The 15,708-nt window shown below is 72.9% G+C and carries 14 protein-coding genes; 4 read left to right on the top strand and 10 right to left on the bottom strand.

The window, feature by feature from the left end:
• Positions 1 to 7: 7 nt before the first annotated feature.
• Together HDG69_RS07375 and HDG69_RS07370 are read right to left on the bottom strand one after the other, a co-directional pair.
• The gene (locus HDG69_RS07375) at positions 8 to 1,168 is read right to left on the bottom strand and encodes a sensor histidine kinase (RefSeq protein WP_343036305.1); all 1,161 of its coding nucleotides are present in this window, start codon (positions 1,166 to 1,168) and stop codon (positions 8 to 10) included.
• Positions 1,165 to 2,481, bottom strand: coding sequence for a PP2C family protein-serine/threonine phosphatase (locus HDG69_RS07370; protein ID WP_171783022.1), 1,317 nt, complete (start codon positions 2,479 to 2,481; stop codon positions 1,165 to 1,167). The genes HDG69_RS07375 and HDG69_RS07370 overlap by 4 nt, the downstream gene beginning before the upstream one ends.
• 144 nt (positions 2,482 to 2,625) lie before the next feature.
• Between HDG69_RS07370 and HDG69_RS07365 the strand changes: the two genes are divergently transcribed.
• Both HDG69_RS07365 and serA read left to right on the top strand, forming a co-directional pair.
• Positions 2,626 to 4,887 (top strand): AAA family ATPase, encoded by a 2,262-nt coding sequence (locus tag HDG69_RS07365; protein ID WP_171783021.1) that lies wholly within the window; start codon positions 2,626 to 2,628, stop codon positions 4,885 to 4,887.
• Between the two features lie 42 nt (positions 4,888 to 4,929).
• Positions 4,930 to 6,168 (top strand): phosphoglycerate dehydrogenase, encoded by a 1,239-nt coding sequence (gene serA / locus HDG69_RS07360; protein ID WP_171783020.1) that lies wholly within the window; start codon positions 4,930 to 4,932, stop codon positions 6,166 to 6,168.
• Between the two features lie 75 nt (positions 6,169 to 6,243).
• Here the strand turns inward: serA and HDG69_RS07355 are convergent, their stop codons facing one another.
• The 3 genes from HDG69_RS07355 to HDG69_RS07345 all read right to left on the bottom strand — a co-directional run bounded on the left by HDG69_RS07355 (position 6,244) and on the right by HDG69_RS07345 (position 7,420).
• Positions 6,244 to 6,426 (bottom strand): DUF5302 domain-containing protein, encoded by a 183-nt coding sequence (locus HDG69_RS07355; protein ID WP_171783019.1) that lies wholly within the window; start codon positions 6,424 to 6,426, stop codon positions 6,244 to 6,246.
• 62 nt (positions 6,427 to 6,488) lie between these two features.
• Positions 6,489 to 6,980, bottom strand: coding sequence for a transcriptional regulator NrdR (gene nrdR, locus HDG69_RS07350; protein WP_171783018.1), 492 nt, complete (start codon positions 6,978 to 6,980; stop codon positions 6,489 to 6,491).
• 95 nt (positions 6,981 to 7,075) lie between these two features.
• Positions 7,076 to 7,420, bottom strand: coding sequence for a LysM peptidoglycan-binding domain-containing protein (locus HDG69_RS07345; protein WP_171783017.1), 345 nt, complete (start codon positions 7,418 to 7,420; stop codon positions 7,076 to 7,078).
• A 252-nt stretch (positions 7,421 to 7,672) separates the two neighbouring features.
• Between HDG69_RS07345 and lexA the strand changes: the two genes are divergently transcribed.
• Complete coding sequence (gene lexA / locus HDG69_RS07340; protein WP_216645408.1) at positions 7,673 to 8,395, top strand: transcriptional repressor LexA; 723 nt, start codon at positions 7,673 to 7,675, stop codon at positions 8,393 to 8,395.
• 34 nt (positions 8,396 to 8,429) lie between these two features.
• Here lexA and HDG69_RS07335 read toward each other — a convergent pair whose 3' ends face one another.
• From HDG69_RS07335 to hflX, 3 genes are read right to left on the bottom strand one after another with little or no spacing between them, the layout of a single operon-like run.
• Complete coding sequence (locus HDG69_RS07335) at positions 8,430 to 9,389, bottom strand: L-lactate dehydrogenase (RefSeq protein ID WP_171783015.1); 960 nt, start codon at positions 9,387 to 9,389, stop codon at positions 8,430 to 8,432.
• A gap of 22 nt (positions 9,390 to 9,411) precedes the next feature.
• On the bottom strand, positions 9,412 to 11,478 hold the full coding sequence (locus HDG69_RS07330) for a helicase C-terminal domain-containing protein (protein ID WP_171783014.1): 2,067 nt from the start codon (positions 11,476 to 11,478) through the stop codon (positions 9,412 to 9,414).
• A gap of 49 nt (positions 11,479 to 11,527) precedes the next feature.
• Positions 11,528 to 13,057, bottom strand: coding sequence for a GTPase HflX (gene hflX, locus HDG69_RS07325; protein ID WP_171783013.1), 1,530 nt, complete (start codon positions 13,055 to 13,057; stop codon positions 11,528 to 11,530).
• Between the two features lie 95 nt (positions 13,058 to 13,152).
• Here hflX and HDG69_RS07320 point away from each other — a divergent pair, with 95 nt between their 5' ends.
• Entirely contained in the window at positions 13,153 to 13,758 is a 606-nt protein-coding gene (locus tag HDG69_RS07320; RefSeq protein ID WP_171783012.1) for a methyltransferase, read from the top strand.
• A 27-nt stretch (positions 13,759 to 13,785) separates the two neighbouring features.
• On the opposite strand, the gene dapF is transcribed toward HDG69_RS07320, so the two are convergent.
• Positions 13,786 to 14,721: a diaminopimelate epimerase gene (gene dapF, locus HDG69_RS07315; RefSeq protein ID WP_171783011.1), complete on the bottom strand. Its 936-nt coding sequence runs from the start codon at positions 14,719 to 14,721 to the stop codon at positions 13,786 to 13,788.
• Positions 14,718 to 15,707, bottom strand: coding sequence for a tRNA (adenosine(37)-N6)-dimethylallyltransferase MiaA (gene miaA / locus HDG69_RS07310; RefSeq protein ID WP_171783010.1), 990 nt, complete (start codon positions 15,705 to 15,707; stop codon positions 14,718 to 14,720). Before miaA ends, dapF begins: the two co-directional genes overlap by 4 nt.
• Position 15,708 lies beyond the last annotated feature (1 nt).

Raw genomic sequence — 15,708 nt, 5'->3', positions numbered from 1 at the left:
CGCCACCCTATGCGGACCCGGGGAGCGTCCACCGGATCGTCGTCCCCTGCGTGGCGCCGGTGTCGATCCACACCCGACCCCCGTGATGCTCCGCGACCCTCTTGACCAGGGCCAGCCCGATCCCGGTGCCGCTGTACACCTCCTTGGGGTGCAGCCGCTGGAAGATGACGAAGACCCGCTCGGCATACTGCGGGTCGATGCCGATGCCGTTGTCACGGCACGACAGCTCCCAGGCGCCGCCGGCCGTCGGCTCGGCCGAGACGTGGACGCGGGGAACCCGGTCCGGGTGCCGGAACTTCAGCGCGTTGCCCACCACGTTGCGCAGCAGCAGGAGGAGCAGCCCCCGCTCGCCGCGGACCACTGGCAACGAGTCGTACGTGACCTCGGCGCCCTCCTCCTCGACCCGGTCGGAGAGGTCTGCCAGGACCTGGCCCATCAGGGCACCGAGGTCGACGTCCTCCGGGGCCGCCCCCGACCGTCCGACACGAGAGAAGCTCAGCAGGTCCTGGATGAGCCGCTGCATCCGGTGCGCACCGTCCACCGCGAAGGCGATGTACTGGTCGGCCCGGTCGTCGAGCTGGCCCCCGTACCTCTTCTGCAGCAGCTGGGTGAAGCTGGCGACCTTGCGCAGCGGTTCCTGCAGGTCGTGCGAGGCGACGTAGGCGAACTGCTCGAGGTCGCGGTTCGAGCGCTCCAGCTCTCTGGCCTGCTCCAGCAGCCGCACCTGCGCGTCCTCGGCCTCGGCGTGCGCCCCGCGCGCCTCGGCGACCTGCTGGACCAGCTCACGGCGCATGTCCTCGACATCGCTGCTCAGCGCGGCGACCTCGCCGGTGCCGACCCGTGGGATCTCGTGGTCGTGCTCCCCCCTGCTGGCCTTGCGGACCTCGGCCGCGAGCGTGCCGAGCGGTGCCGTCACCCCGCGCTGCACCGCCTGCCAGACCATCCAGCCCAGCACCACCGACACGACGCCGAGCACGCCCACGACGACCAGCACCACCTCGTTCCACCGGCGGGCGAGGGCGATGGTCTCGGCGTCCGCCTCGGTCGTCAGCAGACGCAACGAGACGAAGATCGCCGTGAAGGCCACGACCAGGACCAGCAGGAGCACCAGGCCTGCGCCGCGCAGGAGTCGGCGCAGCCCGTGCAGCACGGAACGCGGCCGGCTCACGGACGCGCCCACTCTGCCGAGTCGGCGAGCGTCGACGACCTCTCGCCGACGACCTCCCGAGCACCGGTCCACCCGACGACGAGCATCGCCGCGTCGTCGACCAACGGGCCGCCGTGCGCTGCGCGCACCCGGCGCAGGACCCGCTCGACGACCCCGACGAACCCGGACTCGTCGAGCTCGGCCTGCACCAGGCCGAGCAGACCGTCGAACCCGACCCGTTGCGCCCCTCGTCGGCCCCGCCGGACCGGCGCGCCCGCTCCGTCGACGACGGAGGCCTCGACCAGCCCGTCCGTGTACATCAGCACGGCGAACGGGCCGTCGACCTCCACGCGCTGCGCACGCCAGCCGCCGTCGATCGGGATACCGAGCGCGCGCCCCCGGGCCGTCGGCTGCAGGTCGTCGCAGCGCACGGCGCCGACCGGTCCCGTCAGCAGCATCGGCGCGGGGTGTCCCGCGAGGTACAGGTCGATCCCGTGCCGGTCAGGGGTCACCGCCACCTGGCAGAGCGTGACGAAGATCTCCGGGCGAGGACGTTCGGTCACCAGGACGCGTTCCAGGTGACCGAGCACGTCCTGCGGTGGTGTCCCGGTCAGGACGAGCGTGCGCCACGCCGTGCGCAGGGTCGCACCGAGGGCCGCCTCGTCCGGCCCGTGGCCGGCCACGTCGCCGATCATCGACAGCACCGTGCCGTCCGCCGTCTGGACCGAGTCGAAGAAGTCGCCACCCAGCAGACCGTTCCCACCCGGGAGGTAGCCGACCATCACCGAGACCGTCGAGTCCTCCACCAGCGGCTTGGGCAGCAGCGCCCGTTCCAGCCGCGCGGTCTCGGCCGCACGTACCTCGCTGCGGTACAGGGCACGCTGCTGGGCCGCCGACCGTCGCCGCTGCAGGGCATAGCGCAGCGAACGTCCGAGCAGGTCCGCGCCCGTCTCACCCTTGACGAGGTAGTCGTCGGCACCGGCGGCGACCGCGCGCACCCCCTGGTCGATCCCGGCGTGCCCCGTGAGCACCACGAGGGCCGGAGGGACCTCGTGGCGCTGCGTGGACCGACGCAGGCGCTCGATGGCGTCGAGCCCCACCGCGTCCGGCAGGCCCAGGTCGACGATCAGGCAGTCGACGCGCGTCCTGTCCAGCTCTTCGGCCGCCCCCGCGACCGACGTCGCCCGCCGCACCTCGATCTCGACCTCCGCGTCGGCGAGCAGCTCGGTCACGAGGAGGGCGTCGCCGTCGTCGTCCTCGACGAGCAGCACCACCGCCGGTCCCGTCGGCTCACCGTCCCCGGACCCGGCGCGTCCCCCGTCGCCGCTGATCATGACCATGATCCTATGTCGTCGCGACCGCTCGCGTCATCGCCGACGGGCCCCGGCGCGTCGGTCGTGGGTACCCCTGTCGGCGCGCCGCACCGCCCGCGCGTGGAATGATGGTCGGCCGCACATCGAGGAGCACCAGGAGGACGCGTGGCGGGCAGGCACGAGGAGCTGGCACGCGAGCAGGCGGTCGTCACCCGGCTGTACGCCCGCCTCGACGAGCTGCGCGCCGTCGCGCGCGCACGGCTCGCCGAGGTACGACGCGAGGGGCCGTCGGGCTCGCCGCAGAACCGCAGCGAGCGGGACGCCTTCGCGACCCTCTACGCGGACCGTGCTGCCCAGCTCGACGCCGTCGAGGACCGGCTCGCCTTCGGTCGCCTCGACCTCGAGGACGGCGAGGTCCGCTACGTGGGTCGCCTGGGCCTGGCCGACGACGAGCACCGCTCGCTCCTCACCGACTGGCGCGCACCCGCCGCGCGAGCGTTCTACCGGGCCACGGCCCGCCACCCGGACGGCGTACGGCGTCGTCGACACGTGGTCACCTCCGCGCGGACCGTCACCGGGTACGAGGACGAGGTGCTCGACCTGGACGCCGTGACGGACGGGATGGACGTGTCGTCGCTGTCCGGAGAGGGCGCGCTCCTCGCCTCGCTCGCCACCCGCCGCACCGGTCGCATGGCGGACATCGTCGCGACCATCCAGGGCGAGCAGGACCGGATCGTGCGCGACGATCTCGGTGGCGCCCTGGTCGTCCAGGGCGGCCCGGGGACCGGCAAGACCGCCGTCGCGCTGCACCGCGCCGCCTACCTGCTCTACGCCCACCGCCGGGTGCTCGAACGCTCGGGCGTCCTGCTCGTGGGTCCCAGCCGGGCCTTCCTGCGCTACATCGACCAGGTGCTGCCCTCCCTCGGCGAGACGGGTGTCGTGTCCACCACCGTCGGCGAGCTGCTGCCGGGCCTGCGAGCCACCGACGTCGACGACGGCCCGGTCGCCGAGATCAAGGGCCGCCTGCTGTGGCGTGCGGCGGTCCGTCGCGCCGTACGCGCCCGGGAACGGGTTCCCGTGCGCGACGTCGCCGTACGGGTGGACGGCGTCGACCTGTCGATCCGCCGGCGGGACGTGCGCGAGGCGATCGCCCGGGCACGCCGGACGCACAAGCCTCACAACGAGGCGCGTGCGACGTTCGTGCGCGAGATGCTCGCCAAGCTCGTCGACCAGTACCGCGAGCGCACCGACTCCGAGCTGTCGGACCACGACGTGGCGGTGCTCCAGGAGGACCTGCGCGCGGACCGCGACGTCCGGGTCGCCGTCAACCTGGCGTGGTTCCCCCTGACGCCCGAGAGGCTGGTCGCCGACCTGTGGGCCAAGCCGCACCGCCTCGAGGAGGCGGCACCGGAGCTGACGGCCGCCGAGCGCAGCCTGCTGCGCCGCTCCCCCGACGCTCCGTGGACGGAGTCCGACGTGCCGATCCTCGACGAGGCGGCGGAGCTGTTGGGAGTCGACGACTCCGTGGCCCGGGCCGAGTCCCGCGCCGCCGAGACGCAGCGCGCCGCCGAGCTCGAGTACGCCCGGACCGTGCTGGAGTCCACCGGCGCCGGCGGGGGCCTGGTCGACGCCCAGACGCTCGCCGACCGGTTCGCCGAGACAGGACCCACCCTGACCACCGCGGAGCGTGCCGCCTCGGACCGGTCCTGGACGTACGGACACGTCGTGGTCGACGAGGCCCAGGAGCTCAGCCCGATGGCGTGGCACGCCATCGTGCGCCGCGTCCCGACACGGTCGCTGACCATCGTGGGTGACGTCGCCCAGACCTCGTCCGCGGCCGGCGCCCGGTCGTGGCCCCAGGCGCTCGACCCCGTGCTCCGCGACGGCTGGCGGCTCAGCGAGCTGACCGTGAGCTACCGGACGCCCGCCGCCGTGGCGGACGCCGCGCAGCGCGTCGCGACCGCAGCGGGCCTCCCGGTCTCGCCCCTGACGGCGGCCCGGGACGTCCCCGACTCCCTGCAGGTCGACCGCTCGGACGACCCGTCCGGGCGTGCCGCCACCCGCGCGGCCGCGCTCGCTCAGGAGCACGTGGCCGCCGACGGCTCCGGCCGGGTGGCGGTCATCGCCGCGCAGGACGCGCTGCCCGGGCTGCGCGAGCAGGTCGCCGCTGCGCTCTCGGACACCCTGGGAGCCGACGAGGCCACGCGTCTCGCAGGGCAGCGACCGGAGGACGCCCAGGTGGTCGTGACGTCCCCGCGCGAGGCCAAGGGGCTCGAGTACGACGCCGTCGTGCTCGTGGAGCCCGCCGACGTCGCGGCCGGTCCCGGCCGGTGGGGGGACCTCTACGTGGCCATGACACGGCCGACGCAGGTCCTCGTCGTCGTGCACTCCCGTGCGCTCCCCGAAGGTCTCGTGCACGCTGGGTGAGACGAGCTTGTGGCCGCGCCTCCGGTGGCGCACCATGGGTCCGTGCTGCGCGCCCTCCTCCTCGAGAACGTCCATCCTGCCGCCGTCGAGATCCTCCGTGATGCGGGGATCGAGGTCGAGACCCGCTCCGGCGCGCTCGACGAGGCGGAGCTGATCGAGACGCTCGCCGACTTCCAGATCCTCGGCATCCGGTCCAAGACCCAGGTCACCCGTCATGTCCTGGAGTCCGTCCCCGGCCTGCTGGCCGTCGGGACGTTCTCCATCGGGACCAACCAGATCGACCTCGACGCCGCCGCCTCGCGGGGTGTGGCCGTGTTCAACGCCCCGTTCTCCAACACCCGCTCGGTGGTCGAGCTGGCGGTGGCGGAGATCATCTCCTTGACACGCCGCCTCACGGTGCGGGACAAGGCCCTGCACGACGGCGTGTGGGACAAGACCGCCGACGGCTCGCACGAGGTGCGTGGCCGCACCCTCGGGATCATCGGGTACGGGAACATCGGTTCACAGCTCTCCGTGCTCGCCGAGAACCTCGGCATGAAGGTCGTCTTCTACGACTCGGCCGAGAAGCTCGCCCTCGGCAACGCCCGCAGGGTCGAGACCTTGGACGAGCTGCTCCAGGTGGCCGACGCCGTGACGATCCACGTGGACGGCCGCGCCGGGAACGCCGGGCTGTTCACCGGGGACATGTTCGCCCGGATGAAGCCGGGGTCGATCTTCCTCAACCTCTCGCGCGGATTCGTGGTCGACCTCGCCTCGCTGCGCGAGCACATCCTGTCCGGCCATCTCGCAGGTGCTGCCGTGGACGTCTTCCCCACCGAGCCGAAGAAGCGGGGGGACCACTTCGACTCGCCGTTGCGCGGGCTCGACAACGTCATCCTCACGCCGCACGTCGGGGGGTCGACGCTCGAGGCGCAGGAGTCGATCGGCCACTTCGTCGCCAAGAAGCTCCGCGACTACTTCCTGACCGCTTCGACGACCCTGTCGGTGAACCTGCCGAACCTGCAGCTGGAGCACACGGGCGTCGGTCGCATCGCGCTCCTCCATCGCAACGTCCCGGGCGTGCTCGCCGCGGTGAACCAGGTCTTCGCCGACCACGGCGCCAACATCGAGGCACAGATGCTCGCCACGCGGGGCGAGCTGGGCTATGTCGTCACGGACATCTCCGACGTCACGCAGCGCGGCGCCTCCGCCAAGCTCATGGCGATGGACACGACGGTCCGGCTGCGGATCCGCGATGCGTTCGACCGCCCTGAGTTCCCCCCGGGGCCGGCCGCCGCCTGACCTGCGCCCTGGCGCCGCGAGCGGCCCCCCGAGGATCCTCGGGGGGCCGCTCGCGCTCAGCGTCCTGGTGCCAGGTCAGCCCGACTTGCGCCGGAACATCTGCTGGACGGGGCCGGTGGTCTCCGAACCGTGCACGGCACCGGTGTTCCGCTCGGACTCGGCCGTGCGGTGCTGTGCTGCGTTCTTCTTCTCGAGTGCCTCCCTGAAACGAGCCTTCGCCTCGTCGCCGGGTCCTGTCGCCTTCTTCTCTTCGGTCATGAGGACAGCATGCGCCTCTCGGGCCTCTCGTGCGAAGCCATTCCACCGAGAGCCGGGGCAGTTCAGAGATCCTGCGGGTCGTCCGACGGGTTCGAGGCCTCACGCTCGGCACGCTCGACACGCAACGACGTGATCGCCGCATCGAAGTCGTCGAGCGAGTCGAACGCCTGGTAGACGGAGGCGAACCGCAGGTAGGCGACCTCGTCGAGCTCCCGCAACGGGCCGAGGATCGCGAGGCCGATCTCGTACGCGTCGATCTCCGCGCTGCCCGATCCTCGCAGCGTCTCCTCCACGCGTTGGGCCAGCAGCGCCAGGTCGTCCGCGCTGACCGGGCGACCCTGGCAGGCCTTGCGCACCCCGGAGACCACCTTCTCGCGGCTGAACGGCTCCGTCACGCCCGAACGCTTCACGACCGACAGGCTCGCCGTCTCGATCGTGGTGAAGCGACGCTGGCAGGCCGGACACTGACGCCGACGGCGGATCGACGAGCCGTCATCGGCCGTGCGCGAGTCGACGACGCGGGAGTCGCCGTGTCGGCAGAACGGGCAGTGCATCCGGTGTCTCCTGCGATCGAGGCCGGGCCTGTGCCCGGCGGCCCGACGAAAGTAAGCGGACGCGCGGCCTCCGTGCAACATCGCACCGCCGCGGATCACTCACCGGTCTGTGGCAGGACCACGACCTGTCCGACCTGGAGCGCAGCCGTGCGCATCCCGTTGAGCTCCTTCAGGTCCGCCACGACGTCGCGCAGATCCTCCCCCGGCGCAGCCACCGTCGCGGCGTACTGCCACAGCGTCTCCCCGGGAGCCACCGTCTGCAGCCGCACCTCGACGGCGCTCCGGGGAGCATCGGCCACGGCACCGGCACCCCAGGCCACGAGCGGCACCGACAACAGGAACGCCGCGAGACCGACGAGCGCGCGCCGACCTCTTGCCGTCAGCCGTAGCCCGTCGAGCCCACGTGTCTCGCCCACCGAGGCTGTCGTGATCGATGCCATGGCCCTGCTCCTCCCGGTCATACCCTTCCGGTCGAACACCTGTCCGTCATACACCTGTTCGACGAACACCTGTACCCATAGATACCACGCGGAGGGCGCGGAGGTCGAGAATCATCGAACAGATGTTTGATGTCCGGGGCGATCTGCCCTAGGCTGACGGGAGCGGTGACAGTTTTGTCTGGTTCGGCAGGTCAGGTTCGACGGGAGAGACGTATGACGACGACACGCGAGACCGACGACGCCGACCCCGGCATGCGCGACGAGACCCTTGCGTCCGTCTCGGAGATCACACCAGGCCCGGACCGGCTCACCGCACGCCAGCATCGCGTCCTGGAGACGATCCGCGCGTCGGTCGAGCAGCGCGGCTACCCGCCGACCATGCGCGAGATCGGGGAGGCCGTCGGCCTGGCGAGCCCGTCGTCCGTCAAGCACCAGCTCACCACGCTCGAGCGCAAGGGCTATCTGCGGCGCGACCCCCACCGACCACGCGCCATGGAGGTGGTGGACCCGGTCGCGCTCGACCCGGGCCGCTCAGCCGTGCCGGCGCCCCTCGCGCCCTCGGCCGTGCCCGAACCCGAGATCGGCGAGGGCGGCTCACCGGCTCCCTCCTACGTCCCGCTCGTCGGTCGGATCGCGGCCGGCGGGCCCATCCTGGCCGAACAGGTCGTGGAGGATGTCTTCCCCCTCCCCCGCCAGGTCGTCGGGGACGGCGAGCTCTTCCTGCTCAAGGTGGCGGGTGACTCGATGATCGACGCCGCGATCTGCGACGGCGACTGGGTCGTCGTACGCCGCCAGAACGTGGCCGAGCAGGGTGAGATCGTGGCTGCCATGCTCGACGGGGAGGCGACGGTCAAGTCGTTCAAGCAGTCGGGCGGCCACACGTGGCTCATGCCCCAGAACTCGGCGTACGACCCGATCGCCGGCGACGAGGCGCAGATCCTCGGTCGCGTGGTCGCCGTGCTCCGCAGCCTCTAGAACGACCGATCGCCCCGCAGCCCTCGCGGTGGCCTCAGAGGTCGAACCGCCGCTGGACGGCGCGGACGCTCGCGGCCGACGACCGCAGTCCTTCCGCCTCCTCGTCGGACAGCGGCGTGTCCACGACGGTGGTCGCGCCACGGGCGTCGACCAGGGTGGGGAGAGACAGACACACGTCGCTGATCCCGTGGAAGCCGTCGATCCTCGTGGACACGGGCATCACCCGGTGCTCGTCGTTGAGCACCGCTTCGACGATCCGTGTGGCGGCCAGACCGACGGCATAGTTGGTGGCACCCTTGCCGGCGATCACCCGGTACGCCGACTCGACGACGTCGCGAGCGATGAGCTTGCGCGCCTCGGCGTCCAGCGGCGATCGGCCCGGCAACGGTTCCCACTCCAGCAGCGGCACCCCGGCGATTCGCGCCGAGCTCCACAGGGCGATCTCCGAGTCCCCGTGCTCACCGGCCACGTAGGCGTGCACGTTGGCCGTCGCGACGCCGCAGTGCTGGGCGAGCGCCGCACGCAGCCGCGACGAGTCCAGCACCGTCCCCGAACCGAACACCCGCTCGGGAGGCAGGCCGGAGATCTCCTGGGCGGCCCGCGTCACCACGTCGACAGGGTTCGTGACCAGCAGGAAGGTGGCGTGCGGGGCGACCTCGACCAGTCCCGGCAGGATCGCGCGCGTCAGCGAGATCGTCGCCTCGGCGAGATCCAGCCGCGACTGGCCCGGCCGCTGCTTCGCGCCGGCCGTGACGACGACCACGTCGGCGTCACGGCAGACCTCGACGTCGTCGGAACCGATCACCTCGGCCTGCGGGACGAACATCGCGCCGTGCTGGAGGTCGAGCACCTCGGCCTCCACCTTGGCCTTGTTGACGTCCATCAGGGCGACGGTGCGCGCCGTGCCGCGGTTCAGGGCGGTGAAGGCGAGGGTGGCACCGACGGCACCCGCACCGACGACGGCGAGCTTGGTCTGCCTGCGAGGTACGGTCACGCGCCCAGGCTAGGGCGCGCGCTCACCGAGCGCCAGAGGGAGGAGTCTCCGCCAGACGACGCAACGCCGACCGAGCCAGGTCGCCGTCGGTGGTCCGCCAGAAGTCGGGCATCGACCGCGTGAGGAACGAGCCGTACCGGGCCGTGACCAGGCGGGGATCGAGCACCGCGACGACTCCTCGGTCCTGCGCCGACCGGATCAGCCGGCCCGCGCCCTGGGCGAGGAGCAGTGCCGCGTGGGACGCCGCGACCTGCATGAAGCCGTTGCCCCCTGCCTCCTCGACCGCACGCGCCCGCGCCGACCTGACCGGGTCGTCAGGGCGCGGGAACGGCACCCTGTCGATGATGACCAGGCGGCAGGCGTCCCCCGGGACGTCCACGCCCTGCCACAGCGACAGGGTGCCGAACAAGCAGGTCTCCGGGTCCTCGGCGAACTGCTTCACGAGGGTCGGGAGCTGGTCGTCGCCCTGGCAGAGCACCGGGACGTCCAGCCGGTCACGCATCGCCTCGGCGGCCGCCGTCGCCGCCCGCCGTGACGAGAACAGCCCGAGGGTGCGCCCGCCCGCCGCCTCGACGAGTCCCGCGATCTCGTCGAGCTGCGCGGCCGTCGTCGGCTCCCGGCCCGGCGCGGGAAGGTGCTTCGCGACGTAGCAGATGCCCTGCTTGCGGTAGTCGAACGGGCTGCCGACGTCCAGGCCTCGCCACGCCGCGTCGTCGTCGCCCGTCGAGGCGGCGAGCCCCAACGATCTCGCCACCGGGTCGAAGGTGCCCCCGAGCGCCAGCGTCGCCGACGTGAGCACCCCGCTGCGCTCACCCAGCAGCTGGGTGCTGATCAGTCCGGCGACGGCGAGCGGTGCCGCGTGCAGACGCCCGACGCCGTCACCCCACGGCGCGTCGGCCGGGGGGCGCGAGCACCACAGCACGTCGTCGCTCGTGTCCGGGGCCGCCATCCGCTCGGCGACCTCGAAGAGCTGCTGCATCGCCGACTGCGCCATCTTCAGCCCGGCGTCCTGCTCGGCCCCCTTGTCCGGCTTCAGGTCGCTGAGCAACGACCTGGCGGCGTCACGGACCGCCTCGACGGCCGACCGCAGGTCCGGCGGCAGTCCCTGCGGGAAGCGCTCAGCCGGAACCTGTGCCAGCAGGCCGGCGAGCGACTGCGCCGCGGCGTCCAGGTCGTCCGTCAGGGTGCCACCGTGCCGGCGCACCAGCCGGGCGGCGTGCTCCACGCTGCTGCCGGACAGGTCGACCGTCGCCGCGGCCGTGATGCGGTCGACGAGCTCGTGCGCCTCGTCGACCACCAGCACGTCGTGCTCCGGGAGGACGTTGGAGTTGCCGGACGCCGCGATGCCCAGCATCGCGTGGTTCGTCACGACGACGTCCGCCTCGCGAGCCGTGTTTCGTGCCTGCTCACCGAAGCACTCGTCGATGAGCGGGCACCGTTGGCCCAGGCACTCCAGCGACGTCACCGACACCTGGCGCCAGGCCCGGTCGGGGACACCGGGCACCAGGTCGTCACGGTCCCCGGTGTCGGTCTCCTGGGCCCAGGCGTGCAGCCGCCGGACGTGGTCCGCGAGGCGCGAACCGTCGTCGGACCCGCCGGCGGCGGGGTGCTGCTCGGCCGCCGCACCCTCACCGGGGCCAGGGTCCGCGGGGAGGTCGAACAACGTCGCGCCGTCGACCGGGTAGCCGCCGGTGACCTTGTGGCGGCACAGGTAGTTGTGCCACCCCTTGAGCAGCGCGACGCGGGGGGGTCTCGGCAGGAGGGGCGCGACGGCGTCGGCCACCAGGGGCAGGTCGCGGGTGATGACCTGGCGCTGCAGGGCGAGCGTCGCCGTGGAGACGACCACCCGCTGCCTCGAGGCGACCGCGTGCCGCACCGCGGGCACCAGGTAGCCCAGGGACTTGCCGGTGCCCGTGCCTGCCTGGACCAGCAGGTGCCGCCCGGACTCGACGGCCTCCGTGACCGCCTGCGCCATCCGGTCCTGCCCCTCACGCCGCGTGCCCCCGAGGGCGGCCACGGCGCGGTCGAGCAGCTCGGTGACCTCGGGCAGGCTGTCGGGGGGCTCGGCGGACGCCGCGGACGAGTTCACCGGACGATCCTACGGGCCCGGCACGCACGTGCCGGGCCGTCCACAGGACTCAGACCGCGACGCTCTCGAGCTCCGCGGCGAGCGCCGCGTCGACGCGTCCCTGCAACCGCGTGCCCTCGGCGAGGTGCTCCTCGCCGGAGATCTCACCGTTCTCGTGGACCCGGTGGACCAGGTCGCCGCGGCTGTACGGGACGACCAGGTCGATCTCGACGGCCGGTCGGGGCAGCTCGTCCGCGATGAGCGCCCGCAGCTCGGCGATGCCCTCGCCGGAGTGGGCGGAGACCACGACCGTGCGCCGCTCGCGCCGCTGGACACGGCCCACGACGGTGGGGTCGGCGACGTCCGCCTTGTTCAGCACGACGACCTCGGTCACGTCGTCCATGCCGGGGATCTCGGCCAGGACCTCCCGGACGGCGTCGATCTGGCCCTCCGGGTCGGGGTGCGACGCGTCGACCACGTGCAGCAGCAGCGCGGCGTCCCCGACCTCCTCGAGCGTCGACCGGAAGGCCTCGACGAGCTGGTGCGGCAGGTGACGGACGAAGCCCACGGTGTCGGCATAGGTGAAGACGCGCCCGTCCTCCGTCCTCGAGCGACGGACCGTCGGGTCCAGGGTGGCGAACAGCGCGTTCTCCACCAGGACGCCCGCGTCGGTCAGAGCGTTCAGCAGGGACGACTTGCCGGCGTTCGTGTATCCCGCGATCGCGACGTTGGGGATGTCGTGCCGCTTGCGGTCGTGCCGCTTGGTCTCACGCGCCGGCGCCATGGCGGCGATCTCGCGACGCAGCTTGGCCATGCGGTTGCGGATCCGGCGGCGGTCCAGCTCGATCTTGGTCTCACCAGGTCCGCGCGAGCCCATCCCGGCACCCGCACCGCCGACCTGACCACCGGCCTGCCGGGACATCGACTCACCCCAGCCGCGCAGCCGCGGCAGCAGGTACTCCAGCTGCGCGAGCTCGACCTGGGCCTTGCCCTCCCGGGACTTGGCGTGCTGGGCGAAGATGTCGAGGATCAGGGCGGTGCGGTCGACCACCTTGACCTTGACGATGTCCTCCAGCGCGCGCCGCTGGGACGGGGCGAGCTCGGTGTCGACCACGACGGTGTCGGCGCCGGTGGCGGCGACGATCCCGGCGAGCTCGGCGGCCTTTCCTGAACCCAGGAAGGTGCCGGGGTCCGGCTTCTGACGCTTCTGCAGCAGGCCGTCCAGCACCTGGGAGCCGGCGGTCTCGGCCAGCGCGGCGAGCTCACGCAGGGAGACGTCGGCCTCGCGCGCGGCGGCCTCGCCGCCGGGGAACAGCCCGACCAGGACCACCTTCTCCAGCCGGAGCTGCCGGTACTCCACCTCGGTGACGTCGTCGAGCTCCGTCGAGAGCCCGGCGACCCGGCGCAGGGCTGCGCGCTCGGCGAGGTCGAGCTGCTCGCCGTCGTGCGCGGTGTGGACCGTCGTGCCCTCCGCCCGAGCGGTCCCGGCCCGCGCCAGCACCCGCGCGACGACGTCGTTCGCGATCGACTGCGCGTCACGCGCCTCGCTGGGTTCGGTGACGGCGGGGGTGTTCTCAGGATCGGTCGGGATGTGGGTCAAGGTGGTCCTCTCGGTGGGGTACGTCCGCACAACAAGGATCCCATGCGGATTCGTCCCGGCCGAAGCGAATATCGGCACGGCACTACGATGCCGGGGTGAGCGACCACTACTTCACGGCCGAACCTGCCTCCGACGCCGAGCGGCGGACGCTCAGCGTCCACCTCGCGGGGACGGCGGTCGAGCTGGAGGTCGCCTCCGGGGTCTTCTCCCCCGGAGGGCTCGACAAGGGCACCAGGGTCCTGCTGGACGAGGTGCCCGCGCCGCCTGCCGGCGACCTGCTGGACCTCGGGTGCGGGTGGGGTCCGATCGCCCTGACGATGGCGCTGCGCAACCCGGACGCGTCAGTCTGGGCGGTCGACGTCAACCGCCGGGCCCTCGACCTGGCCCGCCGCAACGCGGACCGGCTCGGCGTCGCGGACCGGGTGCGGGCGGTCACCCCCGACGAGGTGCCCGACGACGTCACCTTCGCCGCGCTGTGGTCGAACCCGCCGATCCGGGTCGGCAAGCAGGTGCTGCACGAGATGCTGCGCCGGTGGTTGCCTCGGCTACTCCCCGGCGGTGCGCCGGGCGGGGCCTGGATGGTGGTGAGCAAGAATCTCGGCTCGGACTCGCTGGCCCGCTGGATCGAGACGGAGCTCGCCCTGCCCACCGAGCGGACGACGTCGTCGAAGGGCTTCCGGATCCTGCACACGACACGCTGAACCGGGCGCCGAGGCGCTCGGCACACCTCACTGCGGCAGCTCGACCTCACCGCTGAAGACGAGCTCGGCCGGGCCGGCGAGCTCGACGTGACCGCCGTCGAGGAGCCGCACCCGGACCTCGCCCCCCGGCACCTCGACGAACCAGGTGGTGGGCACCTGATCGGGGTCGGCGCCGGCAGAGGCCCACGCCCGGACGGCGAGCGCCGCAGCGCACGCACCCGTCCCGCAGGACTGCGTCTCCCCCACACCCCGCTCGTGCACGCGCATGCGCACCCGGCCGACGACGCCGCCGTCGGGTGCCGGCTCCTCGCCGAGCGGCACCACCAGCTCCACGTTCGTGCCGTGCGGCGGGGGCGGGTCGACGGCGGGCTCGCGGGTCAGGTCGAGCGCGTCGAGCTCGGCCGACCGCGACAGCGCGACGACGGTGTGGGGGTTGCCGAGGTCGACGCTGAGCGCGGGACGAGGGGCGTCCCAGCCCGCCACCATGACCGCCGCGTCGGCCCCTGCCGCGACGGCGTCCTGACCGCCGGGGTAGGACCAGGGCCCCATGTCGACGGCGTACCAGCCGTTCGGCTCCTTGCGCACCCGCTTGACCCCGCCGCGCGTGCCGAGGGCCAGCTCGTCGCCCCCGTCCAGGTCGACGAGGCCGAGGCTCTCGGCGAACGCGGCGAAGACGCGCACCCCGTTGCCGCACATCTCGGCGACCGTGCCGTCGGAGTTGCGGTAGTCCATGAACCAGATCGCACCCGGCTCGTCGGCGAGCACGGCGTCGGCCGCCGCCTCTCCGGCGCGGGCCACAGCCGCCGTCGGGGCCAGGCGGATGACCCCGTCCCCGCCGATCCCCCCGCGGCGGTCGGCGAGGTGCCGCACCCGCGCCGGTGTCAGGTCCAGGTCTCCGCGGGTGTCGGCGACCAGGACGAAGTCGTTGTGGGTGCCGTGGCCCTTGGTGAATCGCAAGGTCATGAGCCCAGACTACGGCGTACCGGCTCGCTGCCCGGCGCCGCCAGGGTGCCGGCGTCGGCCGCTCGCACGACGGCGAGCGCCTCGTCGAGCAGGTGCCCAGACCCCGCGTCGAGCCAGCGCACGCGCGGGTCGCGACCGAACCAGCCCATCTGCTTGCGAGCGAGCCGTCGTGTGTTGGCGACGACGGCGGTCCGGGCCTCGGCCTCGGTGGTCTCGCCGGCGAACCAGCGCAGCACCTCGGCGTACCCGACCGCGCGGGCCGCCGTGACGCCGAGCCCAGCTCCCGAGCCTCCCTGGGCGGGGGCCGCGAGCCCGCGGACCTCCTCGACCAGCCCGGCGTCCCACATCCGCTCGACGCGGCTCTCGACCCGGGCGTCCAGCGTCGCCCGGTCGCAGTCGAGCCCGATCTGGACCGTGGGACGCACGTACTCCTGGCGCGGCAGGTTCGCGGTGTACGGCAGGCCGGTGAGCTCGATGACCTCCAGCGCCCGCACGATGCGTCGGGTGTTCGACGGGCCGATCGACGCCGCCGCGGCCGGGTCGAGTCGCTCGAGCTCGGCGTGCAGCGTGCGCCGCCCCTCCCGTTCGGCCCGCTCCTCCAACGCCGCCCGGACAGCGGGATCCGTCCCGGGGAAGTCGAGGTGGTCGAGCAGCGCCCGGAGGTACAGCCCGGACCCGCCGACGACGACGGCGCGCGCACCGCGCTCGGCGGCGGCGTCGAGGTCGGCGCGGGCCTCGGTCTGGTACCGCGCCACCGAGGCGTCCTGCTGCGGGTCGAGGACGTCGAGCTGGTGGTGCACGATGCCCCGCCGCTCGGCGGGCGGCACCTTGGCGGTCCCGATGTCCATGCCGCGGTAGAGCTGGAAGGCGTCGGCGTTGACGATCTCCGCGGCAGCGGCCCCGCTCAGCGCCTCCGCGAGGTCGAGGGCGAGGTCAGACTTGCCCGTGGCGGTGGGTCCTACGACGGCGACGATCACGGGCACCACG

This window comes from Isoptericola halotolerans (assembly GCF_013149785.1).
In the GTDB taxonomy this organism is placed as follows: domain Bacteria; phylum Actinomycetota; class Actinomycetes; order Actinomycetales; family Cellulomonadaceae; genus Isoptericola; species Isoptericola halotolerans.
This window is presented reverse-complemented; position numbering and strand designations above follow the sequence as displayed.